The sequence below is a fragment of the Pseudomonas sp. GYB4201 genome (assembly GCF_056312595.1).
Map to the genome: position 1 here is coordinate 21921 of NZ_JBWGIG010000052.1, position 21781 is coordinate 43701.

Consider the following 21781-nt stretch of genomic DNA (forward strand, 5'->3'; position numbering starts at 1 on the left):
TTATTCTTATATGCGTAACTTGATTCTACAACGCGTAATTCGATTTGTCCCGCCCTGGTTTCCCGGTCGGAGTAACAGCACATTGCGTCGGGATTTGCCGGGCAAGCCGGCAAAAATTGCCTATGGTTGAATCTACCCGCGTCCACAACAGGTGTCATGCCATGGAAATCGAAACGCTATTCGCCGATCTGCACAGCCTGCCCAGCATTCCCAAGGTGGCGCAAGACCTGATCCAGCAGTTCGACAGCCCCTCCACCAGCCTCGAAAGCGTGGCCCGCAATATCGAGAAAGACCCAGTGATAGCCGCCAAGATCCTGCGCCTGGCCAACTCCGCGCGCTTTCGTGGCGCCCGCGAGTCGGCCAGCATCGAGGACGCCGCGCTGCGCCTGGGCTTCAATACCCTGCGCACCCTGGTGCTGGCCTCGGCCGTAACCGGTGCCTTCAAGGCCAGCGCCAACTTCGACCTCAAGGGCTTCTGGCTCAAGAGCTTCCAGGTGGCCGGCATCTGCCGCCTGCTGGCCAAGCAGGCCGGGCTGGACGCCGAGACCGCGTTTACCTGCGGGGTGATGCACAACATCGGCGAGTTGCTGATCCAGACCGGCGCGCCCATGGTGGCGGCGCAGATCAACCACGCCCACAAGGCTGGCAACGCCGGCCGCGCGGCCAGCGAAACCCTGCACCTGGGCTTCGGCTACCCCGAAGTGGGCGCCGAGTTGGCGCGGCGTTGGCAGCTGCCGGTGAGCATCCAGCACGCCATCGCCTACCAGGCCCGCCCCGTGCAGGCCCCGCCACCGGCCGACCTGCCGCGCCTGGTGGCCCAGGCCATCGCCATCTCCGACGCCCTGCAGGCCAGCGGCGGCGACACCGACGACGCCCGCGAGGCCGTGGACGGCCCGCTGCTGGAAGGCCTGGACCTGGACGCGCTGTTCAGCGCCCTGCCCGCGGTGCTGGAAGCTGACAAGGCGTTTGCCGAGTTGTTGACCTAGGGGCCCTGGACGCGGCCTGCGGCCGCTGCTACGGCGCAGGCGGCGTCCATGGTAAACGGAATGTTTCGGCAGCCCCGGGGTCAGAGGTTGTGACGACCTCAATCACCGGGAGTACAGGATGAAAATCACGACATGGACCGCGATGGCGGTCGTGGTGGCAAGTCTGAGTGGCGTGGCGGGGCTGGCCCAGGCGGCGCAACCCACGGAGCCGGCGGTGCAGATACCCGGCACCGACACCGGCCAGTTCAAGGTCGGCGACAAGATCCCCGACCACTTCCGCCGCGACTCCGAAGAGGTGAAGAACTGGCAGGCCCACGGCCTGTCGGCCCCCGACGAGGACAAGAGCCACTGGGTGCGGGTGAACGACAAATACGTGCTGGTGCAGTTGAGCAACAGCGTCATCGAGAAAATCGTGCCCGTGAAAAAATAGGCCCCTGCGTGGGCTTTTTCGCAGGCAACAAAAAACCCGCCGAAGCGGGTTTTCTTCAAGACCATCCAACTCCTTGTCGGCAGCCCTCCGGGCCAATGGTCGATCTTCCCTGATCCCGCTGCACTCCTGTGCAGCAGTTGATGGATCCAAGTCTACGCAGGGTGAGAATTTTCCCATAGAGGAGATTCCCGCCGGCCCGTGTAAGCATTCTCCTACACGCTGTACGCCGGCCGCGGCAAGAAAGATTGGACGCTAACGATTCACTTCCTTAACCTTGCCAGCCTGTCCGGCACACCAAGGTTTCCTGCTGCTCATGTCTTCCGTGTTGAATGTCCTGTTGCCCATTTTCGCGCTGATCCTGGTGGGCTATGTCTGCCGCCGCACCAACCGCCTGGGCCCCACCGCTGCCTCGGAAATCAACCGCATGGTGGTGTGGCTGTGCCTGCCGGCGCTGCTGTTCACCTCCACGGCCACCGCCACCTGGGAGCAGATCTGGCACCCCGGCTTCGTCGCCACCTTCACCCTGGGCACCCTGGCGATGTTCGTGCTGACCCTGGCGCTGCGCTGGAAGAAGGCCGGGCACTTCGCCGACGCCAGCATCGACGCCCTCAGCGCGTCCTACGCCAACACCGGCTACATCGGCATTCCCCTGTGCGTGATGGTGCTGGGCGGCAGCGGCCTGGAGCCGGCGCTGATCGCCTCGCTGCTGGTGGTATGCGTGCTGTTCGGCCTGGCCCTGGTGTGCATCGAGATTGGCCTGCAGAGCGAAGCCCAGGTGCACCGCATTGTGTTGAAAGTGCTGGTAGCGCTGGCCAAGAACCCGCTGGTGGTGTCGCCAATCCTGGGCGCCTGCTGGGCCATGACCGGGGCGCCGCTGCCGGCGCCGGCGGGCAAGTTCCTGAGCCTGCTGGGCGCGGCCACCACGCCCTGCGCGCTGATTTCCCTGGGGCTGTTTTTGGCGCAGAAACAGCAAGGCCCCCGCCAGGGGACCTCGCTGCTGGTGCTGATCAAGCTGGTGGCCCACCCGCTGCTGACCTGGTTCCTGGCCTACAAGGTGTTCCACCTGCCGCCGCTGTGGGCGCATTCGGCGCTGCTGCTCAGCGCCCTGCCCACCGGCACCGGGCCGTTCATGCTGGCCGAGTACTACAAGCGCGAGGCCTCGGTGGTGTCCAGCACCATCCTGATCTCGACCCTCGGTTCGCTGCTGACTCTGTCGATCTGCCTCTACGTCATAAACAATTGACGCCTCAGCCCTTCAGGGCCACCGCCACCGCCTCGGCCACCGGGGTGGTGGGCCGGCCGATCAGGCCGCTCAACACTTTACTGTCATCGAACAGCGCGCCCTTGGCCGCCGCCGCGTCGGAGTTGGCCAGCAGGTCGGCGATCGGCTCGGGCAGGCCTACCTGCACCAGTACGGCCTTGTAGTCAGCCTCCGGCAGGTTGTTGTAGGGCACGTTTTTACCGGCCTGGCGCGACACCTCGGCAGCCAGCTCGGCCAGGGTGTAGCTGCTGTCGCCAGCCAGTTCGTAGGTCTTGCCCACGTGGCCTTCGCTGGTCAGCACCACGGCGGCGGCCTCGGCGTAGTCGGCGCGGGCAGCGGAGGCGATGCGCCCTTCCCCGGCGGCGCCCAGCAGGGCGTCATGGGCCACGGCGGCCGGCACGCCGGCACTGTAGTTCTCGTTGTACCAGCCGTTGCGCAGCAGCACATGGGGCACGCCGCTGGCGGCCAGCGCCTGTTCGGTCTGCTGATGTTCGGCGGCCAGGCCCAGGGCCGAGCCGGTGGCGTGCAGCACGCTGGTGTAGGCCACCAGCTTGACGCCAGCCTGCTTGGCGGCGTTGATGACGGCCTGGTGCTGGGCGGCGCGCTTGCCCAGTTCGCTGGACGAAATCAGCAGCAGCTTGTCCACGCCCTGCAGGCCTACCACCATGGCTTCGGGCTGGTCGTAGTTGAATTCACGCACGGCCACGCCCAGGTCGCCGGCCTTTTCCGGGTGACGGGCCAGGGCGATGATTTGGTGGGCAGGCACACGCTTGAGCAGCGCAGCGATAACCAGACGACCCAGCTGACCGGTGGCACCAGTGATTGCGATCATGAAGATTTACCTTGGCAAGTGATGAAAGAGCGATCACCCTATAGCCTAAGCTAACGAAAAGTAAGTACGCACAAAAAGGTAAGTATGAAATGAGCGATTCATTCACCGCCCAGGCGCGCCGGGGCGAATTGATGGACGCCAATTGCCCCTCGCGCGACGTGCTCAAGCATGTCACCAGCCGCTGGGGGGTGTTGGTGCTGGTGATTCTGGCGGGCGGCATGCACCGCTTCAGCGACTTGCGGCGCAAGATCGGCGGGGTCAGCGAGAAGATGCTGGCGCAGACGCTGCAAGGCCTGGAAGGCGACGGGCTGGTGCTGCGCACCTCGCTGCCGGTGGTGCCGCCCCATGTGGAATACCGGCTGACGCCCTGGGGCGAGGAAGCGGCCGCCCTGGTGGGCGGCCTGGCGGACTGGATCGAGCGCACCTTGCCGCAGATCATGGCGCACCGGGCGGCGGCCGATATCGAGTAGCGCCCCCCTTTCGCGTCAGAATTTGAACCGCGACACCAGCCCGTCGAGGTTGCCGGCCAGCTGCGCCAGGTCGCGGGTGGCTTCGCGGGACTGCTCGGCGCCCTCGGCGGCGCGGCTGGCGAAGTCGCGGATGTTGAGCAGGTTGCTGTCCACCTCGCGGGCCACCTGGGCCTGTTCCTCGGTGGCGCTGGCGATCACCAGGTTGCGCTCCATGATCTGCTCCATGGCCTGGGTGATACCTTGCAACGCCTGGGCGGCACCGTCGGCGATGCCCAGGGTGGCGTCGGCACGCTGGGCGCTGGTGTGCATGGCCTGCAGCGCCAGGTCGGAGCCGCTGCGCATGCCCTGCACCATGGTTTCGATCTCCAGGGTCGACTGCTGGGTGCGGTGGGCCAGGGCCCGCACTTCGTCGGCGACCACGGCAAAACCACGCCCCGATTCACCGGCGCGCGCCGCTTCGATGGCCGCGTTCAACGCCAGCAGGTTGGTCTGCCCGGCGATGGCGCCGATCACGTCCAGCACCGTGCCGATGGCCTGGGAGCGCTCGGCCAGGGCGCTGACCTGGGCCGCGGTGGCCTGCAGGTCGCTGCGCAGTTGTTCGATGCTGGCGCGGGTGTCGGCGACCTGCCCCTGGCCCTGGCGCGCCACCAGGTTGCAGTCGCGGGTCGAGTCGGACGTGGACACCGCATGGCTGGCCACCTCGTCCACCGCCGCGCTCAGCTGGGTAACGGCGGTGGCGGCCATGTTCACCTCTTCGCTTTGCCGGTGCATGCCGTCGCTGCCCGCCTCCGACGCCTGGCGCAGGGCATGCAGCGACGACGCCAGGGCGCTGGCGCTGGTGGAGATCTCGCCCAGGGTCTGGCGCAATTGCTGCTGCATGGCCGCCAGCGCGGTCAGCAGGCGCCCGGCCTCATCGCTGCCGTCGGCCTTGATCGGCTGGCTGAGGTCGCCGCCGGCAATGCGCTCGGCCGCGGCCAGGGCGGCGTTCAGCGGGGTGACGATGCTGCGGGTGAGGATCAGCGCCAGGCTGATGGTGGCCAGCGCCGCCAGGCCGATGAACACCAGGATCACCGTGCGCGACCGCGCGTACTGCTCGGCCGAGCCCTGGGTTTCGTTGCCGATGCCGGCGCTGTAGTAGTCGGCCAGTTCATTGAGCTGGCTGCCGGAGTCATCCACCAGCGGCTTCATGTCCACCAGCAGCAACTTCAACAGGCCGGTGCGGTCGCCCTGCCCGGCCAGCACGAACGAGCGTTGCAGGGCGCTGTTGTAGCCGTTGAGCGACTGCTCGAAGCGGGCGAATATTTCCTGCTCCCTGGGCGTGTTCACCCGTGGCCGGTAGCCCTGCAGTTTCGCCTGCAGGTCGTTGAGGCGGGTGTCCATCTGGCTGCGGTAGCTGGTGATGCTGACGGGGTCGGTGTCCAGCGCCATGCGCAGGGAGATGGTGCGGATGCGCAGCATGATTTCGCGGATGTCACTGACCGCCCGCAGGCTGGGCACCCAGTCGTTTTCAGTGGCCACCTGGCCCTGGCGAATATTGGCCATCTGCCCCAGGGCAAAGAACCCCAGCAGGGCCACCAGGGCGGCGATCAGGGAGAAGCCGGTCAAGGCGCGGGGGGCAACACCGATGTTTCTTATTAGCATGAACGTGTCCCGTGGCAGGTGAGTAATGGCCAGTGGCCAAATCCTGCCTAGTTATCGTACATCGCAGTGCAATCTGTAGCCCTGAACGCAAATATTCTCCGATGAGATACCCGTCTTTACTCGCGGACCTGCGATTGCACAAGCCTCAGCATGGTTGTACGATGTCCGTCAACATCAAGCCGTTAGTGCTTTCTCAGAACAATCTGAAGAACCAGGAGATCACGATGTCCACCCTTCTCGGCCACAACTTCATTGCCGGCAGCCGCAGCGCCCAGGGCAGCAAGCGCCTGCAGAGCCTGGACGCCAGCACCGGCGAGGCCCTGCCGTTCGAATTCACCCAGGCCACCGAAGCCGAAGTCGACGCCGCCTGCCTGGCCGCCGACAGCGCCTTCGCCCAATTCCGCCACCTGAGCCCGGCCCGCCGCGCCGAATTCCTCGAGGCCATCGCCGACGAAATCGACGCCCTGGGCGACGACTTCGTGGCCATCGTCTGCCGCGAGACCGCCCTGCCCGCCGCCCGCATCCAGGGTGAGCGTGGCCGCACCAGCGGGCAGATGCGCCTGTTCGCCAAGGTGCTGCGCCGCGGCGACTTCCTCGGCGCGCGCATCGACCTGGCCCTGCCCGACCGCAAGCCGCTGCCACGCGTGGACCTGCGCCAATACCGCATCGGCGTGGGCCCGGTGGCCGTGTTCGGTGCCAGCAACTTCCCGCTGGCCTTCAGCACCGCCGGTGGCGACACCGCCGCCGCGCTGTCATCCGGTTGCCCTGTAGTGTTCAAGGCCCACAGCGGCCACATGGCCACCGCTGACCAGGTGGGCTGCGCGATCATCCGCGCCGCCGAGAAGACCGGCATGCCCAAGGGCGTGTTCAACATGATCTTCGGCGGCGGCGTGGGCGAGTGGCTGGTCAAACACCCGGCCATCCAGGCCGTGGGCTTCACCGGTTCGCTGAGCGGCGGCAACGCCTTGTGCAAGATGGCCGCCGAGCGCCCGCAGCCCATTCCGGTGTTCGCCGAGATGTCGAGCATCAACCCGGTGGTCTTGTTGCCCGAAGCCCTGGCCAGCCGCGGCGAGACCGTGGCCAAGGACCTGGCTGCCTCGGTGGTGATGGGCTGCGGCCAGTTCTGCACCAACCCGGGCCTGGTGATCGGCGTCAGCTCGCCGGCCTTCACCGCGTTCCTGGGCCAGCTGCAAGCGCAGATGGCCGCCCAGGCGCCGCAGACCATGCTCAACGCCGGCGGCCTGCGCAGCTACAGCCAGGGCCTTGCGCACCTGCTGGCCCACCCGGGCGTCACCCACCTGGCCGGTGAGACCCAGTCGGGCAACCAGGCGCGGCCGCAGCTGTTCAAGGCTGACGTGTCGCTGCTGCTGGAAGGCGATGAACTGCTGCAGGAGGAAGTGTTCGGCCCGGCCACCATCGTCATCGAAGCCAAGGACGATGCCCAGCTGAAAGCGGCCCTGCAGGGCCTGCGCGGCCAGTTGACGGCCACGCTGATCGGCGAGTCCGCCGACCTGGTCGCCTACCAGTGGCTGGTGCCGCTGCTGGAGCAGAAGGTCGGGCGTATCCTGGTCAACGGCTACCCCACTGGCGTGGAAGTGTGCGAGGCCATGGTGCATGGCGGCCCGTACCCAGCCACCTCCGACTCCCGCGGCACCTCGGTGGGCACCCTGGCCATCGACCGCTTCCTGCGCCCGGTGTGCTACCAGAACTACCCGCAAGAGCTGCTGCCTGAAGCACTGCGCAACAGCAACCCGCTGGGCCTCAAGCGGCTGGTGAACGGCGAGTGGAGCGACGCCGCGCTGTAACGCAAAACCCCGTAGCAGCTGCCGAAGGCTGCGTCCGCGATGCACCTGCAGAATCGCGGTGTCGGTGACGCGGCCTTTGGCCGCTGCTACGGGGTTAGCAATGGTGCTGAGGTTTGATAGGCCAGGGCCAGACGCGCCTGGCTTTCCAACGCCCCATAGGGCATCTCCACGCTCACCTGCACATCCTTCGGCAACGCCGCCAGCAACCCGGCCAGCGGCAATTGCCCCTGCCCGGGTGGCAGGCGCCCTTGCCGTGCTTCAGTGATGATCAGCGCTTCCGGCGGCGCCAACAACGGCGCGTCGCACAACTGCACCGCACGCAGCCAGCACGGGTCGATATCGGCCAGCATTGCCACGTCACCCCCACTGCGGAACAGGTGCAACGCATCCACCAGGATGCCGCCGTTCGCCTGCCCTGCCCCTTCCACGATCTGCCGCGCCTGGGCCAGGTTGCCCACCGCGCGCCAGCGCATGAATTCCAGGTCCACCCGCAGGCCAAAATCCACCGCCAGCTCGCACAGGTGCGCGTAGTGGTCGGTCAGGCGCGAAAACTGCGGGTCATCGCCGGACACCGTCAGGCTGGTCGCGCCCAGGTCGGCACCGGCTTCCAGCAGCGGCAGGCAGGCCGCCACGTCCACGTCGGGGGTCAGTTCGACGAACTCGATGTCGCTGACGGCCATGCCTTCGGCGTCCAGCAGCACCTTCAGGGCCTGCCGCGCCACGGCGTCCAGCGGGTAGCACAAGCCGCCGGCCGTGGCCGGGTGCAGGCGCAGGCCCACGGCAGAAAAACCAGCCCCCGCGGCCTGGCGAACCAGGTCGGCGGGGGCCAGTTGCAGCGCGGTCAGGTGAGCCACGCCAAGGGCCATCAGTAGGTGGCCCTGCCGCCGCTGAGGTCGAACACAAAGCCGGTGGTGAAGCTGCACTCGGGGCCGGCGATCCAGGTCACCATGTTGGCGATTTCCTCGATCTGCAGGAAGCGCCCCATGGGGATCTTGGCCTTGCTGGCGGCGATGTGCTCGGCGGTCATTTCGGCCATCAGGCCGGTTTCCACCATGGCCGGGGCGATGCAGTTGAGCAGCACGCCGTCCTGGGCCAGTTCCTTGGCCGCCGACTTGGTGAAGGCGATGACGCCGGCCTTGGCCGCCGAGTACGCCGAGATGTACTGCACGCCGTCCTTGCCGGCCATGGAGGCGACGTTGACGATGCGCCCGTACTTGCGTTCACGCATGTGCGGGATGGCGGTGCGGCAGCAATAGAACACGCCGGTCAGGTCGATGGCCAGCACCTGGTCCCAGGCCTCCACCGGGTAGTTCCAGCTTTCCACCACCGGGCCGTTGATGCCGGCGTTGTTGACCAGAATGTCGACGCGGCCCAACTGCGCTACCACCTCGGCGAAGGCAGCTTCCACCGACGCCAGCGACGCCACGTTCACCGACTGGCGCAGGGCCGGAGTGAAGCCGTTGGCGCTGGTGTCCCAGTTGTCGACGTTGAGGTCCCAGATCACGATGTTGGCACCCGCCTGGCGCAGGCGCTTGGCGATGCCCAGGCCGATGCCACGCATGCCGCCGGTGATAATGGCCGTCTGGCCTTCCAGGTGTTGACTCATGAAAACGCTCCTTTCAAAGGTTCGGGATATCGGGCAGACGCTTGAGGTCTTGCACCATGAACAGGTAGCAGGCGGCGCCGAACAGCGTCACCAGCGAGATAAAGGCCATGGCCCAGACGAACGAGCCGGTCAGGGTCACGATGATGCCGATCACCAGCGGGATGACGATGCCGGCGGCGTTGGCAAACAGGTTGAACAGGCCGCCGCTCAGGCCGATCAGGCCCTTGGGGGCGATGTCGGAGACAATCATCCAGGCCAGCGACGACATGCCCTGGGCGAAATAGGCCACGCACAGGATGGCGATCACCAGAGCGTCGGAGGCCACGTAGTTGGCCAGCACGATCACCGAGGCCATCAGCAGGCCGGTGATCACCGGCAGCTTGCGCGCCACGTTCAGGGAAATGCCGCGGCGCAGCATGGCGTCCGACAGCCAGCCGCCGAACAGCGTGCCCACCGAGGCGGCAATGAACGGCAGCACCGCCACCCAACCCACATTCAGCCAGGGCATGTGGCGCTCGGTGACCAGGTAGGTGGGGAACCAGGTGAGGAAGAACACGTTGGTGGAGTTGCAGGCGAACTGCCCCAGGCAGATGCCCAGCATGTTGCGTTGCTTGAGCAGTGCCGGAATCTGCGACCAGGCAAAGCGCGTGGCCTTCTGGCTGCCGTCCACCACGCCACCGCCCTCGGCGATGTAGTCCAGTTCGGCCTGGTTGGCCTGGGTCGACTCGTGGGGCTCATGGAATTTGCGCCACCACACCAGCCCGTACAGCACGCCCACGGCGCCCACCGACATCAGCATGAAGCGCCAGCCGTAGGCGTGCAGCACCCAGAACAGCAACGGCGTGAGGAACGCCAGGCCGCAGTACTCGGCCAGGGTGTAGATGCTGGTGGCCCGCGCCCGCTCGCTCTGCGGGAACCAGATGGCGACCACGCGGCTGTTGGTGGGGAAGCACGGCGCCTCGGTGGCGCCGATCAGCAGGCGGATGCCCAGCAGCGAGGCGAAGCCGGTGGCCAGGCCCTGCAGGCCGGTGAACAGCGACCACAGGGTCAGCGCCAGCCAGTAGGTGAGCTTGGTGCCCAGCCGGTCCAGGAGGATGCCGCCAGGAATCTGCGCGGCGGCGTAGGTCCAGGAGAACGCCGAGAAAATCAGGCCCATCATGGCCGCGTTCAGGCCCAGGTCGGCGCTGATGCTGGGGGCGGCGATGCCCATCACGCTGCGGTCCAGGTAATTGATCAGGGTGCCCCCGGCAATCAACCCCAGGATCATGAAGCGGGTGCGGCTGCGCGCGGCCACGGCGGGCGCGGCATACGCGGGAAGTTCAAGTTTGCTGTCGACACTCATGGCGGGTACCTCATCTTGTTTTTGTTAGTGCACAGGCATCCTTGCCGCCGGCAAATCAGCAGAACCCGAACAGGCGCCGCGGCGTCTCCCACATCACTTTACGGCGCACGGCCGCGTCCGGCATGAACTGCTCGGCCAGCTTCAGCAGCGGGCCGTAGTCGACGCGCTGCTGCATGCGCAGGAACGGCCAGTCCGACCCCCACACGCAGTTATCCGCGCCGAAGGTTTCCAGCAGCGCCTGGACATAGCCCACGGTGTCCTCGAACACCGTGTCCATGGGCGCGAACTTCTGCATGCCAGAGATCTTCACCGTGGCCCGCCCGCGCTCGGCCAGGCGCAGCAGCGCCTGGAAGCCGGGCTGGTACAGGCCGTGCTCGATCTCGGGGCGGCCGCAGTGGTCGATCAGCAGGCGCACGTCGCTCTGGTCGATCAGTTCCAGCAATTGCACCAACTGGTCGCCCACGGTCTGGATCTGCGCGAACATGCCCAGCTCCGCCAGCTTGGGCAGCAGCGCCTCGGCGCCGGCCATCACCGTCAGGCCCTCGGTGGCCGGGTTGAAGGCCACGCCCACCACGCCCTTGGCCTGGTAGCTGGCCAGGGCCTCCAGGCTGATGTCGTGGTCGACCACCACCACGCCCTTGTAGCGCCCCTGCCCTGCGGCCAGCGCCGACAGCAGCAGGCGGTTGTCGCCGCGGTAGCCGCTGGTGGGCTGCACCAGCAGCGCGTGCTGCACGCCGTAGGCGTCCAGCACCCGGTCGAACTGGTTGAGGGTGCCGATCTCCTGCCCGGCGGGACGGTAAATCGTGTTGGCCAGGTAAGGGAAATTGGCCGGGTCGAACAGGTGGTTGTGGCAGTCGATCTTCGGTTCGTCGTAGATGCTCATTGCACGGCCTCCCAGCCGCCGCTGCGCTGCGAGGCAAACAGCGCTTCAAGGGTACGCAGGGTCGCCAGGGCATCTTCGATGGGCCAGCTGGGCACGTCGTCGCCCAGCAGCTTGCGCGAGAAGCGTTCGATCTGCAGTTGGTAATGGTTCACCGGTTCAAAGCTCAGCACTTCGCTGGGGAAGGCGCCGACGCTCAGGTGGTCGCCGATCTGCAGGTGGCAGGCGCTGGGCCGTGCGTGGGCGCAGGGGAAATCGAAATTCACCCAGCCGGTGGCGCCCAGCACCGCCAGGCGCTGGTGCGTGCCCCAGCCGTCGGGCCCGGCCTGGGTGGCCACGGTGAGCGCGGCGTGGCAGTCGCCGTAGTCGAGCAAGGCGCTGGACAGCCGGTCGATGCCGAACACCGGGTCGTACTCCAGCGCCGCGATCACGCGTTTTGGCTGGCGCTTGAACACCAGGTTGCAGGCGCTGACCGCGTACACGCCCAGGTCATAGAGGGCACCGCCACCGGCCTTGGGGTCGTTGCGGATGTCGGCCGGGTCGAGAAACTGCTTGGCCAGGGTGATGTGCGCGGCGCGCACCGCACCCAGGGTGCCTTGCACGCTGGCCTGCTCCAGCGCCGCCCACTGCGGGTGGTTGCGGAAGGCCAGGCCTTCCTCGATGTGCAGGCCGGTGCGGTCGCGCACCTGGCACAGCTGCTGCACCTGGGCGGCGCTGAGGCACAGGGGCTTCTCGCACAGCACGTGCTTGCCGGCTTCCAGGGCGCGTACCGCCCAGTCGAAATGCAGTTGGTTGGGCAACGGCACGTACACCGCGTCCACCGCCGGGTTGGCCAGCAGGTCATCGTAGCTTGCGTGCAGATGGGGAATATCGAAGCGTTCGGCCACCTCGCGGCCCTTGCTCGCGTCGCGGCTGGCCAGGGCCACCAGGCGGGCGCTGGGGGCCAGGAGCATGGCGGGCATGGTGCGTTCGGTGGCGATATTGGCGGCGCCGAGCACGCCCCACTGGATAGTCCTGGCCATGGCCGGTCACCCTTGTTGTTATGAATGGCGCCAGACTACAAAAATACCCCCGCGATGGCTCATACTCAGATGGCGCAAACCATAACCAAAGGTTAAGACATGCCCCTGCTCCCTGCCGAAGGCCCTGAACCGGGCAACATGGCCTTCAAGCTGCGCCACATGGAAGTGTTCCGCGCGGTGATGCTCACCGGCTCCATCAGCGGCGCGGCGAAGATGCTCTACGTCTCGCAGCCGGCGGTGAGCAAGCTGATCGCCTACGTCGAGAGCCGCCTGGCGCTGCGCCTGTTCGACCGCGTCAACAACCGCCTGGTGCCCACTAGCGAGGCCCAGGCGCTGTACCGCGAGGTGGAGCGCGTGTACCAGGCGGCGCTGTGGGTGAACGAGTGCGCGCAGTCCCTGGCCACCACGCCCAACCGCCAGCTGCGGGTGTGCTGCAGCGCCTCGCTGTCGACGGTGGTGCTGCCCCATGCCCTGGCCGAACTCAAGCGCCAGGTGCCGGCCATGCACATCGAATGGCGCACCATCCTGATGAGCGAGATGCCGGTGCAGATCCTCGGCAAGAAGGTCGACCTGTCGATCTCGGCGCTGCCGGTGGTGCATGACCACCTGTATTCGCTGCCGTTCATGCGCGGGCGCATGGTCTGCGTGCTGCCGCCGGGGCACGCGCTGGAAAGCCAGCCGGTGATCGACATGGCCCACCTGGCCCGCGAGCCGCTGCTGCTGTTCCGCCCCGACATTCCGTTCGGCAAGCTGATCAGCGACGCCATCGAGCGCAGCGGCGTGGCGCTGAACTCGTTCTTGGATTTCACCAATGCGCCGGAGGCGGTGGCGCTGGTGAAACAAGGGCTGGGGGTGACCATCATCGACGAGTTCGTGGCCCAGGACAGTGGCCTGGTGGTGAAGCCGCTGGCGGAAGAGATCGGCTTTGATATCAGCTTCGTGTTCTCGCGCTTCGACCCGCTGCCCGAGGCGGCACGGCGGATGATGCAGGTGCTGCTGGACCAGGCACAAAAACTTGGCCGGCAAACCCCAGGCTTCAACTGGCCCGCGTAGCAGCGGCCACAGGCCGCGTCCCAGGCCCCACGCTGCAACCGGCACACCGCGGCGCGCCGGACGCGGCCTGGCGGCCGCTGCTACACTGGCCCGGGTCTGCCAAGGAAGCGTACACCCCATGCCCACCCCCCGCGAAAACCACGGCAAGGCTGCGCGCAAGCACTGCCCGCGCTCCAGCCACCGCCACCCCGGCAACGTCGACCGCGACCCGCTGGCGCTGATCGAGGCGTCCAGCAAGGGCCGGGTGAAATCCCTGGTGGCCCTGCGTTACGGGCGCATGCTGGCGTCGCCCTTCACCTTCTACCGCGGCAGCGCGCTGCTGCAGGCCCACGACCTGGCCGGCACCCCGGACATGGGCCTCAACGTGCCGCTGTGCGGCGACGCGCACCTGATGAACTTCGGCGGCTTCGCCACCCCCGAACGCAACCTGGTGTTTGGCCTCAACGACTTCGACGAGGCCCACCCCGGCCCCTGGGAGTGGGACCTCAAGCGCCTCACCGCCAGCTTCCTGATTGCCGCGCGTTCCCTGCGCCACAGCGAAAGCGTCGAGGAAAACCTGTGCCGCGAAGTGGTCAACAGCTACCAGGCCACCCTGCTGCTGTGCGCCGAGCAAGGCGTGCTCAACACTTGGTACGGGCGCATCAGCCCCGGCGAGCTGATGGAGCAGCCCCAGAACAGCCACACCCTGGAATACCTGCGCCAGACCATCGAAAAAGCCCAGCGCCGCACCCACGCGCGGCTGCTGCCCAAGATCGTCAACGAGAGCCGCCACGGCCACCTGACCCTGCGCGACGACCTGCCGGAGATCTTCCACCTGCACGGCAAGCATTCGCTGCTGGACCACGATGACGACTGGCTGGCCGCACACCGCTGGCAGCCGCTGTACAAGGCACTGATCAGCAAGTACCGCAGCACCCTGCAGGGCGACCGCCGCGAGCTGTTCTCGCGCTTCGAGGTGCACGACCTGGCCTTCAAGGTGGTGGGCGTGGGCAGCGTCGGCACGCGCTGCCTGGTGGCGCTGCTCACCGACGAGCTGCGCAACCCGCTGTTCCTGCAGTTCAAGGAAGCGCGGCGCTCGGTGCTGGCCGACTACGTCAAGGCGCGCTCGCCGTTCAAGCACCACGGCCAGCGCGTGGTCGAAGGCCAGCGCCTGATGCAGCCGGCCAGCGACCTGTTCCTGGGCTGGACCGCCAGCCCCAACGGCCACCATTTCTACCTGCGCCAGTTGCGCGACATGAAGGTCTCGGCCGAGCTGGAAACCTTCGACGACCAGACCCTGGCCGCCTACGCGCGCCTGTGCGGCCGCGCCCTGGCCCGCGCCCACGCCAAGGCCAGCGGCGAGGCGGCCACCATCAGCGGCTACATCGGCCGCGGCCAGACCATGGCCGATGCGCTGTTCGCCTATGCCCAGGCGTATGCACTGCAGAACGAAAAAGACTATGAGCGTTTCCAGCACGCCTGCCGCAGCGGGCGCCTGCAAGCGCGCAGCGAAGCGGACTTCACGGCCGATCGCCTGCCTTGATCTTCATCCGCTGGCCGGTTTATCTGTGCTTACATCCAAGGGGTTCTTTCCTCTCACTGCCAGGAGCAACGCCATGCAACTGCGACACTTGGGCACGACCGGCATCGACATCGCGCCGCTGGTCTTCGGTGGCAACGTACTGGGCTGGACCGCTGACGAAAAGACCAGCCTGGCCATCCTCGACGCCTTCATCGACCAGGGCTTCAACGCCATCGACACCGCCGACGTCTACTCGGCCTGGGTGCCGGGCCACCAGGGTGGCGAGTCTGAAACCCTGCTGGGCAAATGGTTCGCCAGCCGTCCCGGCGTGCGCGACAAGGTGGCGCTGTTCACCAAGGTCGGCATGCGCATGGGCAGCGACGACAAGCAGGGGCTGAAAGCGAAGTGGATCGTGCAGGCAGTGGAGGATTCCCTGCGCCGGCTGAATACCGAGCGCATCGACCTGTACTTCTCGCACCAGTTCGACGCCAGCACGCCGGCCGAGGAAACCCTGGCGGCCTACGCCAAGTTGCTGGACGCCGGGAAGATCCGCGCCATCGGCGCCTCCAACTTCACCGCCGGCCAACTGGCCGCCAGCCTGGCCACCGCCCGCGCCCACGACCTGCCCAGCTACCAGGTGCTGCAACCGGAGTACAACCTCTACGACCGCGGCAGCTTCGAGGGTGAGCTACGCGCGCTGTGCATCGCCGAGCACATCGGCGTGGTCACCTACTACAGCCTGGCCTCGGGCTTCCTCACCGGCAAATACCGCAGCAAGGCCGACCTGGGCAAAAGCGTGCGCGGCGGGCGTATAGACAAGTACCTGGACGCCCGTGGGCTGGCGTTGCTCAAGACCCTGGACGGCATCGCCCAAGCCCACCAGGCGCAACCGGGGGAAGTGGCCCTGGCCTGGCTGATTGCCCGCGAAGGCGTGACCGCGCCCATCGCCAGCGCTACCAGCGTGGCCCAGGTCGAAAGCTTCGGGCGGGCGGCGCGGCTGAGCCTCAGCGCCCAGGAACTGGCGGCGCTGACCGCCGCCTAGCCGCCTAGTGGGCGGCGCGGGCGTGCTGCAGGGCGTCCTCCACCCCTTGCAGCATCTGCCCGATGGTCCACGGCTTGCGCAGGAACGCCACCTCGCACTTCACCCCGGAAGACTCCGGGGTTTCGTGGCCCGACATGATCAATATCGGCAGTTGCGGCCAGTGGTCGTGGACAAAGTTCGACAGGTCGGCGCCGTTGAGCTGGCCGGGCATGAGGATATCGGTCAGCAGCAGGCCGACCTCGGGCGCACGTTGCTCAAGGAAGGGCACGGCGGCGTCGGCCGTCTCGAACTCGACGGTCTGGTACCCCTCTTCCTTGAGAATTTCGCAGACGAACTCGCGGATGATCACCTCATCCTCTACCACCACGACCAGGGGGTGAGCGAGTTCGTTGCGTTCCATCGTGACTGAATTCATGACTATCATTTCCTGATCTGGGCTACAGCGTGCGCCGCGTGTACAACGTAGGAGCAGCAACCCGGACGGAAATTCAATTTTGATTCAATACAGTTACATTTCTCGCCGATTTCCGTTGCCGCAGCGTCACAACGAGATGAAAAACCCGACGATCGCCGCACTCATCAGGTTCGACAACGTGCCGCCGATCATCGCCCGCAGCCCCAGCCGCGCCAGCTCCTGGCGCCGCTCGGGGGCGACGCTGCTCAGGCCGGCCAGCTGGATGGCAATCGACGACAGGTTGGCGAACCCGCACAGGGCGAAGGTGACGATCACCTGGGTGTGCGCCGACAGCAGCGGCACGCCCGCCTCCGCCGCCTTGCCGGGCGTGAGGTGGTTGGCCAGGTCGGCGTAGGCGACGAACTCGTTGAGCACCATCTTCTCGCCAATGAAGCCCCCGGCCAGGATCGCCTCGTTCCACGGCACCCCCAGCAGATACGCCAGCGGCGACAGCACGTACCCCAGAATCAACTGCAGGGTCAGCTGCGGGAAACCCAGCCAGCCGCCGGCCCAGCCCAGCAGGCCGTTGACCATGGCGATCAGCGCGACGAACGCCAGCAGCATCGCCCCTACCGCCAGGGCCAGGCGCAAGCCCACCTGGGCGCCTTCGGCGGCGGCATCGACGATGTTGGCGGCGCGGTTTTCCTTGGCGTGCAGGGCCTCCAGCGCCTGGTGATCGTGGGCCTGCTCGGTCTCCGGCTCCATCAGCTTGGCCATCAGCAGCGCCCCCGGGGCGGCCATGAAGCAGGCGGCGATCAGGTACTTGAGCTCCACCCCCAGGCCGGCGTAGCCCAGCAGCACCGAGCCGGCCACCGCGGCGAAGCCGCCGACCATGATGGCGAACAGCTCCGAGCGCGTCAGCCGCGCCAGAAACGGCCGCACCACCAGTGGTACCTCGGACTGGCCGATGAAAATGGCCGAGGTCACTACCATGGATTCCACCCGGCTGGTGCGCAACACCAGGCGCAGCACGCCGCCCACAATGCGGATGATCCAGCCCATCACGCCCAGGTGGTAGAGCACGGCGATGAAGCTGCCGAAGAACACAATCATCGGCAGCACGCGGATGGCGAACACGAAGCCACCGCTGCCGAACACCTCGAACATGTGCGGCGAACTCAGGCCGCCGTACAGAAATTCGATGCCTTTGTTCGCGTACACCTGCAACGCCGACACGCCGCTGGCCAGGTCGGCCAGGGCCGCCTGGCCCCAGGGCACGTACAGCGCAAAGGCGCCGATCACCACTTGAATACCGAACGCGCCCAGCACCGTGCGCCACTTGATGGCGCTGCGTCGGGACGAGAGTGCCAGGGCGATGGCCAGCAAGGCGGCCATTCCAACAAGACTGATCATGCAGTTGACTCCGTGTCGCGCAAAGGGTGGATCAGAAGGATTCGAAGGCGCCTGGCAGCAGTTGCGCCAGGGTCCACACCCGCGTGGCGTCGGGGTCACTGCCCTGGCAGATGATGCGCGCGTCGGGCGCCATCAGTTCCACCAGCACCTGGCGGCAGGCGCCGCAGGGGCTGATGAGCGCCACCTTGGGCGCGTAGATGGCCATGGCCTTGAAGCGCCCGGGCGCCAGGCCCTGGCTGATGGCGGCAAACAGTGCGCTGCGCTCGGCGCAGTTGGTCAGGCCGTAGGAGACGTTCTCGACGTTGGTGCCCAGCACCACTTCATCGTTTTCCGCCAACAACGCCGCCCCCACGGGGAACTGCGAATAGGGCGACCAGCTACGGTCGGCGGCAAGCCTGGCTTGCGCCAGCAGGGCATCATCATTCATGAGTGGTTCGTTCCTCGAAAAGCGCAACAGCATGAAGGGCAATTGTGTAAACACGTCGAGCGGCAAGCGAGAGCATTTTATGTGCCACAGGTGGGAGTACGTTGCAATTCAAGCGCTTGATGAGGAATGGCGGACCACATGCTCCGAACCAGAGCACCTGGTTCGCGCACGACGCGCTTATTGGGGGCGCACATTCTCCGTAGCCGCTGCCGAAGGCTGCGCTGGCCCGAACCCACGCTGAAGATCTTCAGTGTACTCAGGGGCCAGCGCAGCCTATCGGCAGCGGCTACGGAGAAAGTTAGATGGCGTTGAGTTGCTGGATGATTTCCGGTGCCAGCACCAGCTCTTCGGCCGCCAGATTCTGCTGCAAATGCGCCACCGAAGAAGTCCCCGGTATCAGCAGGATATTCGCCGAACGCTGCAGCAGCCACGCCAGCGCCACCTGCATGGGCGTGGTCTGCAGCTGCGCCGCCACCTGGTCCAGGGTGGCCGACTGCAGCGGTGTGAAGCCGCCCAGCGGGAAGAACGGCACGTAGGCGATGCCCTGCCCCGCCAACTGGTCGATCAGTGCATCGTCAACACGGTGCGCTAGGTTGTAGTGGTTCTGCACGCACACCACCGGCGCGATGCCCTGGGCTTCCACCACCTGGGCCGTCGACACGTTGCTCACGCCCAGGTGACGAATCAGGCCCTGGCGCTGCAACTCGGCCAGGGTGGCGAATTGCTCGGCAATCGACGCCTCGTCCGGCGCGTGCATGTTGCCCCAGGCGCGGAAGTTGACCACCTCCAGCACGTCCAGGCCCAGGTTGCGCAGGTTGTCGTGCACTGCGGCGGTCAGCTCCGCGGCGCTGTCGGCGCGCAGCCAGGCGCCGTCATCACCGCGGCGGGCGCCGACCTTGGTGACAATCACCAGGTCCTGCGGGTACGGCGCCAACGCCTCGCGAATCAGCTGGTTGGTGACGTGCGGGCCGTAGAAGTCGCTGGTGTCAATATGGTTCACACCGCTGGCGATGGCCGCGCGCAGCACCGCCAGCGCCGCATCGCGGTCCTTGGGCGGGCCGAACACGCCGGGGCCGGCGAGCTGCATGGCGCCGTAGCCCAGGCGGTTGACGGGGCGGTGGCCGAGGGTGAAGTGGGTGGCGATAGGTAGCGGCGTCATAAACGTTTGCTCGTGTCGAATCGAGGGAGAACACAACAGTAGATGAGAACCGTCGCTGTCGCGCCAAAGATGGATTCAAAAAAATTGCTATCAAACCGGTCAGGTACGTGAAATCTTTTCAAGGTCAATACTACTCCTCCACCAGAGACTTCACATGCCACAAATGGTTTACGTAGCGTTCGCCCTGATAGTCATTGCCTCTGGCATTGCTTTTCTCAACTGGGCGCTGGCACGGATCGCCCCTCATCACGTACGGGCGGTCTGGTATTTATTTTCGCTGGCTTTAATTGTCACGTTGCTCATAGGCACCCACGCCAGGCAAATCGAAACGATCGATACAAACGGCGATTTTCATGGTGCCTACGGGGAAATCCTTAGGAAAGGCTTGGAGGTCATGTTCGACTTCAACTCGGATTTCCTCATCTTGGGCGCCATTGCGACCGTAGTGATCGTTCCCCAATTAGCCAGCTATGTGATGAGCGGAATTTCTGGGTGTGCCAGCGCCCCGTTGTATACGGGCAAAAGCATGATTTTTTGCGTTTGGAGCGGCATCAAGTCATTGGCGACAGGGGCTGGGGTTCTTCTCGCCCTAGCCCTGCTTGGCGCCTTGGGTTTGTTCCACGTCGGTAGTTCAAGCAAAGCCGCTGCCACAGCGTTGTTCCTGCTAATGATCTCATTCGCGTTGTTGTGGGCATTCGATGAAAGCCAAAGCGGATTCAAGGAGTTAGCCAAACACCAAGGGCCAGTCTCGACTTGGCTTCGAAAAATGCATTCATTCTTTACTCGCAACCTTCAGGTAGAACCAACTGACTGAACGTTAGATTAAAATCTTCCGTTATTCCGGCCTGCCATGGGCCGGATGACTCTGTTAAGGTCAAACCCCTCGATTTCTCCCAGAGGGTATCTCATGTCGCCATCCACCTACGTCCCCCCCAAGGTCTGGACCAACGACGCCGAGTCCGGTGGCCAGTTCGCCAGCATCAACCGCCCCACCGCCGGCCCCACCCACGACAAGACGCTACCCGTGGGCAAGCACCCGCTGCAGCTGTATTCGCTGGCGACGCCCAACGGCGTCAAGGTCACCATTTTGCTGGAAGAGCTGCTGGCCCTGGGGCACGGCGGCGCCGAGTACGATGCCTGGCTGATCCGTATCGGTGATGGCGACCAATTCTCCAGCGGCTTCGTCGAGGTGAACCCCAACTCGAAGATCCCGGCCTTGCTGGACCGCAGCGCTGACCCGGCCATTCGCGTGTTCGAGTCGGGCTCGATCCTGCTGTACCTGGCGGAGAAATTCGGCGCGTTCCTGCCGACCGACCCTGCCGGCCGCACTGAAACCCTGAACTGGCTGTTCTGGCAGATGGGCGCCGCGCCGTACCTGGGCGGCGGCTTCGGGCACTTCTACGCCTACGCGCCGGAGAAGCTCGAATACCCGATCAACCGCTTCACCATGGAAGCCAAGCGCCAACTGGACGTGCTCGACCGCCGCCTGGCCGAAAGCCCGTACCTGGCCGGCGACACCTACACCATCGCCGACATCGCCGTATGGCCGTGGTACGGCCAGCTGGTGCGCGGCAACCTCTACTCCGCCGCCGAATTCCTCGACGCCGGCAGCTACACCCACGTACAGCGCTGGGCCCAGGCCATCGCCGAGCGCCCCGCCGTGCAGCGCGGCCAGCGCGTCAACCGCACCTGGGGTGACGAAGCCCCCCAAGTCCCCGAACGCCACGCGGCGGCCGACCTGGATTGATACGCCCTACGACCGCGTAGCCGCTGCCGCAGGCTGCGCTGGCCCTCGTTCACCCTGGAGATCTCCAGCGAGGCGAAGGGCCAGCTCCGCCTGCCGGCTGCGGCTACAGCCATTTGGCGTCCCAAAGCGGGTAATCGCCCAAACGTCCTGCTATGCCAGCGCGCAGAGGATTGGCGATTACGTAGCGCGCCACAGCCTTGAGATCAGCCTCCTGACGCAGTGCGCGATCATGATAGCCCTTCTGCCAGAGACGACCTTGCTGGTGTCGGGCCGCATTCACACTCAAGCTGCTGCGTGACTTGGCCTGGCACATCAATTCGCCCAACGTGCCCCGCTGCAGTTCGACCAGCCAGTGCAGATGATCCGGCATCACCACCCACGCCAGCGATTCCACCCGACCCGCCTCATGCGCGTGGCGCATTTCATGGACCAGCAGCCGCCCCAACCGCCAGTCCGCAAACACTGGATTGCGGCCTTGCGTCACGACTGTCAACAGGTACACACGACCGACCTCACTGAAACGGCCTGTCAGCAACCGATGTCCCAAGCTACGAGTCAGCATCCTTGCGTTCCCTTCGTCGATGGAAACGCTACCTTAAGGTGCGGCCCTCAAGATCGGTACTGTCAAATCATCAGCAAACGTGACAGCGGCTACGCGGCCCGCAGGTGCACCCCAATCACGCACCACCGCAACTCCGTAGCCGCTGCCGCAGGCTGCGCTGGCCGGTATGAACACCCAAAATCTCCAGCGAGGCACAGGGCCAGCGCAG

At 66.0% G+C, this 21781-nt stretch carries 22 protein-coding genes and 1 pseudogene; 10 read left to right on the forward strand and 13 right to left on the reverse strand.

Going from position 1 to position 21781, the window contains the following annotated elements:
- The first annotated feature begins 161 nt into the window (after positions 1-161).
- The 3 genes from AC0Z2B_RS29790 to AC0Z2B_RS29800 all read left to right on the forward strand — a co-directional run bounded on the left by AC0Z2B_RS29790 (position 162) and on the right by AC0Z2B_RS29800 (position 2659).
- The gene (locus tag AC0Z2B_RS29790) at positions 162-986 is read left to right on the forward strand and encodes an HDOD domain-containing protein (RefSeq protein WP_476301485.1); all 825 of its coding nucleotides are present in this window, start codon (positions 162-164) and stop codon (positions 984-986) included.
- A 118-nt stretch (positions 987-1104) separates the two neighbouring features.
- Positions 1105-1416 carry an RcnB family protein gene (locus AC0Z2B_RS29795; RefSeq protein ID WP_473006295.1) on the forward strand — a complete coding sequence of 104 codons (312 nt, stop codon included), beginning with the start codon at positions 1105-1107 and terminating at the stop codon, positions 1414-1416.
- A 313-nt stretch (positions 1417-1729) separates the two neighbouring features.
- Positions 1730-2659 (forward strand): AEC family transporter, encoded by a 930-nt coding sequence (locus tag AC0Z2B_RS29800; protein WP_476301487.1) that lies wholly within the window; start codon positions 1730-1732, stop codon positions 2657-2659.
- A 4-nt stretch (positions 2660-2663) separates the two neighbouring features.
- On the opposite strand, the gene AC0Z2B_RS29805 is transcribed toward AC0Z2B_RS29800, so the two are convergent.
- The gene (locus tag AC0Z2B_RS29805; protein ID WP_476301489.1) at positions 2664-3509 is read right to left on the reverse strand and encodes an SDR family oxidoreductase; all 846 of its coding nucleotides are present in this window, start codon (positions 3507-3509) and stop codon (positions 2664-2666) included.
- 89 nt (positions 3510-3598) lie between these two features.
- Between AC0Z2B_RS29805 and AC0Z2B_RS29810 the strand changes: the two genes are divergently transcribed.
- Positions 3599-3979, forward strand: coding sequence for a winged helix-turn-helix transcriptional regulator (locus tag AC0Z2B_RS29810; RefSeq protein WP_476301491.1), 381 nt, complete (start codon positions 3599-3601; stop codon positions 3977-3979).
- A 15-nt stretch (positions 3980-3994) separates the two neighbouring features.
- Here the strand turns inward: AC0Z2B_RS29810 and AC0Z2B_RS29815 are convergent, their stop codons facing one another.
- Together AC0Z2B_RS29815 and AC0Z2B_RS29820 are read right to left on the reverse strand one after the other, a co-directional pair.
- On the reverse strand, positions 3995-4858 hold the full coding sequence (locus AC0Z2B_RS29815) for a methyl-accepting chemotaxis protein (RefSeq protein WP_476301519.1): 864 nt from the start codon (positions 4856-4858) through the stop codon (positions 3995-3997).
- Positions 4850-5620: pseudogene (locus AC0Z2B_RS29820) on the reverse strand (MCP four helix bundle domain-containing protein); the annotation flags it as partial. The gene AC0Z2B_RS29815 and the pseudogene AC0Z2B_RS29820, both read right to left, overlap by 9 nt.
- 224 nt (positions 5621-5844) lie before the next feature.
- Here AC0Z2B_RS29820 and AC0Z2B_RS29825 point away from each other — a divergent pair.
- Positions 5845-7425, forward strand: coding sequence for an aldehyde dehydrogenase (NADP(+)) (locus AC0Z2B_RS29825; RefSeq protein WP_476301493.1), 1581 nt, complete (start codon positions 5845-5847; stop codon positions 7423-7425).
- Positions 7426-7511: 86 nt separating this feature from the next.
- Here the strand turns inward: AC0Z2B_RS29825 and AC0Z2B_RS29830 are convergent, their stop codons facing one another.
- The 5 genes from AC0Z2B_RS29830 to AC0Z2B_RS29850 are packed head-to-tail and all read right to left on the reverse strand — an operon-like array spanning position 7512 to position 12275.
- Positions 7512-8294 (reverse strand): sugar phosphate isomerase/epimerase family protein, encoded by a 783-nt coding sequence (locus AC0Z2B_RS29830; RefSeq protein ID WP_476301521.1) that lies wholly within the window; start codon positions 8292-8294, stop codon positions 7512-7514.
- Positions 8291-9031, reverse strand: coding sequence for an SDR family NAD(P)-dependent oxidoreductase (locus AC0Z2B_RS29835; protein WP_416423755.1), 741 nt, complete (start codon positions 9029-9031; stop codon positions 8291-8293). The genes AC0Z2B_RS29830 and AC0Z2B_RS29835 overlap by 4 nt, the downstream gene beginning before the upstream one ends.
- Positions 9032-9044: 13 nt before the next feature.
- Positions 9045-10373: an MFS transporter gene (locus tag AC0Z2B_RS29840; RefSeq protein ID WP_476301495.1), complete on the reverse strand. Its 1329-nt coding sequence runs from the start codon at positions 10371-10373 to the stop codon at positions 9045-9047.
- Positions 10374-10428: 55 nt separating this feature from the next.
- Positions 10429-11256 carry an amidohydrolase family protein gene (locus AC0Z2B_RS29845; protein ID WP_476301497.1) on the reverse strand — a complete coding sequence of 276 codons (828 nt, stop codon included), beginning with the start codon at positions 11254-11256 and terminating at the stop codon, positions 10429-10431.
- Positions 11253-12275 carry a Gfo/Idh/MocA family protein gene (locus tag AC0Z2B_RS29850; protein WP_476301499.1) on the reverse strand — a complete coding sequence of 341 codons (1023 nt, stop codon included), beginning with the start codon at positions 12273-12275 and terminating at the stop codon, positions 11253-11255. Before AC0Z2B_RS29850 ends, AC0Z2B_RS29845 begins: the two co-directional genes overlap by 4 nt.
- A 99-nt stretch (positions 12276-12374) precedes the next feature.
- Between AC0Z2B_RS29850 and AC0Z2B_RS29855 the strand changes: the two genes are divergently transcribed.
- The 3 genes from AC0Z2B_RS29855 to AC0Z2B_RS29865 all read left to right on the forward strand — a co-directional run bounded on the left by AC0Z2B_RS29855 (position 12375) and on the right by AC0Z2B_RS29865 (position 15871).
- Positions 12375-13328, forward strand: coding sequence for a LysR family transcriptional regulator (locus AC0Z2B_RS29855; protein WP_476301501.1), 954 nt, complete (start codon positions 12375-12377; stop codon positions 13326-13328).
- Between the two features lie 118 nt (positions 13329-13446).
- Entirely contained in the window at positions 13447-14850 is a 1404-nt protein-coding gene (locus AC0Z2B_RS29860; RefSeq protein ID WP_476301504.1) for a DUF2252 domain-containing protein, read from the forward strand.
- Positions 14851-14923: 73 nt separating this feature from the next.
- Positions 14924-15871: an aldo/keto reductase gene (locus AC0Z2B_RS29865; RefSeq protein ID WP_476301506.1), complete on the forward strand. Its 948-nt coding sequence runs from the start codon at positions 14924-14926 to the stop codon at positions 15869-15871.
- Between the two features lie 4 nt (positions 15872-15875).
- Here AC0Z2B_RS29865 and AC0Z2B_RS29870 read toward each other — a convergent pair whose 3' ends face one another.
- The 4 genes from AC0Z2B_RS29870 to AC0Z2B_RS29885 form a co-directional block, all read right to left on the reverse strand.
- Positions 15876-16286: a response regulator gene (locus AC0Z2B_RS29870; RefSeq protein WP_416423748.1), complete on the reverse strand. Its 411-nt coding sequence runs from the start codon at positions 16284-16286 to the stop codon at positions 15876-15878.
- 126 nt (positions 16287-16412) lie between these two features.
- Complete coding sequence (locus AC0Z2B_RS29875; protein ID WP_476301508.1) at positions 16413-17678, reverse strand: NupC/NupG family nucleoside CNT transporter; 1266 nt, start codon at positions 17676-17678, stop codon at positions 16413-16415.
- A gap of 31 nt (positions 17679-17709) precedes the next feature.
- Positions 17710-18105, reverse strand: coding sequence for a cytidine deaminase (locus AC0Z2B_RS29880; RefSeq protein ID WP_476301510.1), 396 nt, complete (start codon positions 18103-18105; stop codon positions 17710-17712).
- Between the two features lie 298 nt (positions 18106-18403).
- A complete protein-coding gene (locus AC0Z2B_RS29885) occupies positions 18404-19264 on the reverse strand; it encodes an aldo/keto reductase family oxidoreductase (RefSeq protein WP_476301512.1) in 861 nt (286 codons plus the stop codon).
- A 154-nt stretch (positions 19265-19418) separates the two neighbouring features.
- Here AC0Z2B_RS29885 and AC0Z2B_RS29890 point away from each other — a divergent pair, with 154 nt between their 5' ends.
- Together AC0Z2B_RS29890 and yghU are read left to right on the forward strand one after the other, a co-directional pair.
- The gene (locus tag AC0Z2B_RS29890; protein ID WP_476301513.1) at positions 19419-20078 is read left to right on the forward strand and encodes a hypothetical protein; all 660 of its coding nucleotides are present in this window, start codon (positions 19419-19421) and stop codon (positions 20076-20078) included.
- A gap of 93 nt (positions 20079-20171) precedes the next feature.
- Entirely contained in the window at positions 20172-21011 is an 840-nt protein-coding gene (gene yghU, locus AC0Z2B_RS29895; RefSeq protein ID WP_476301515.1) for a glutathione-dependent disulfide-bond oxidoreductase, read from the forward strand.
- 103 nt (positions 21012-21114) lie between these two features.
- Here yghU and AC0Z2B_RS29900 read toward each other — a convergent pair whose 3' ends face one another.
- Entirely contained in the window at positions 21115-21573 is a 459-nt protein-coding gene (locus tag AC0Z2B_RS29900) for an REP-associated tyrosine transposase (protein WP_476301517.1), read from the reverse strand.
- Positions 21574-21781: the final 208 nt, after the last annotated feature.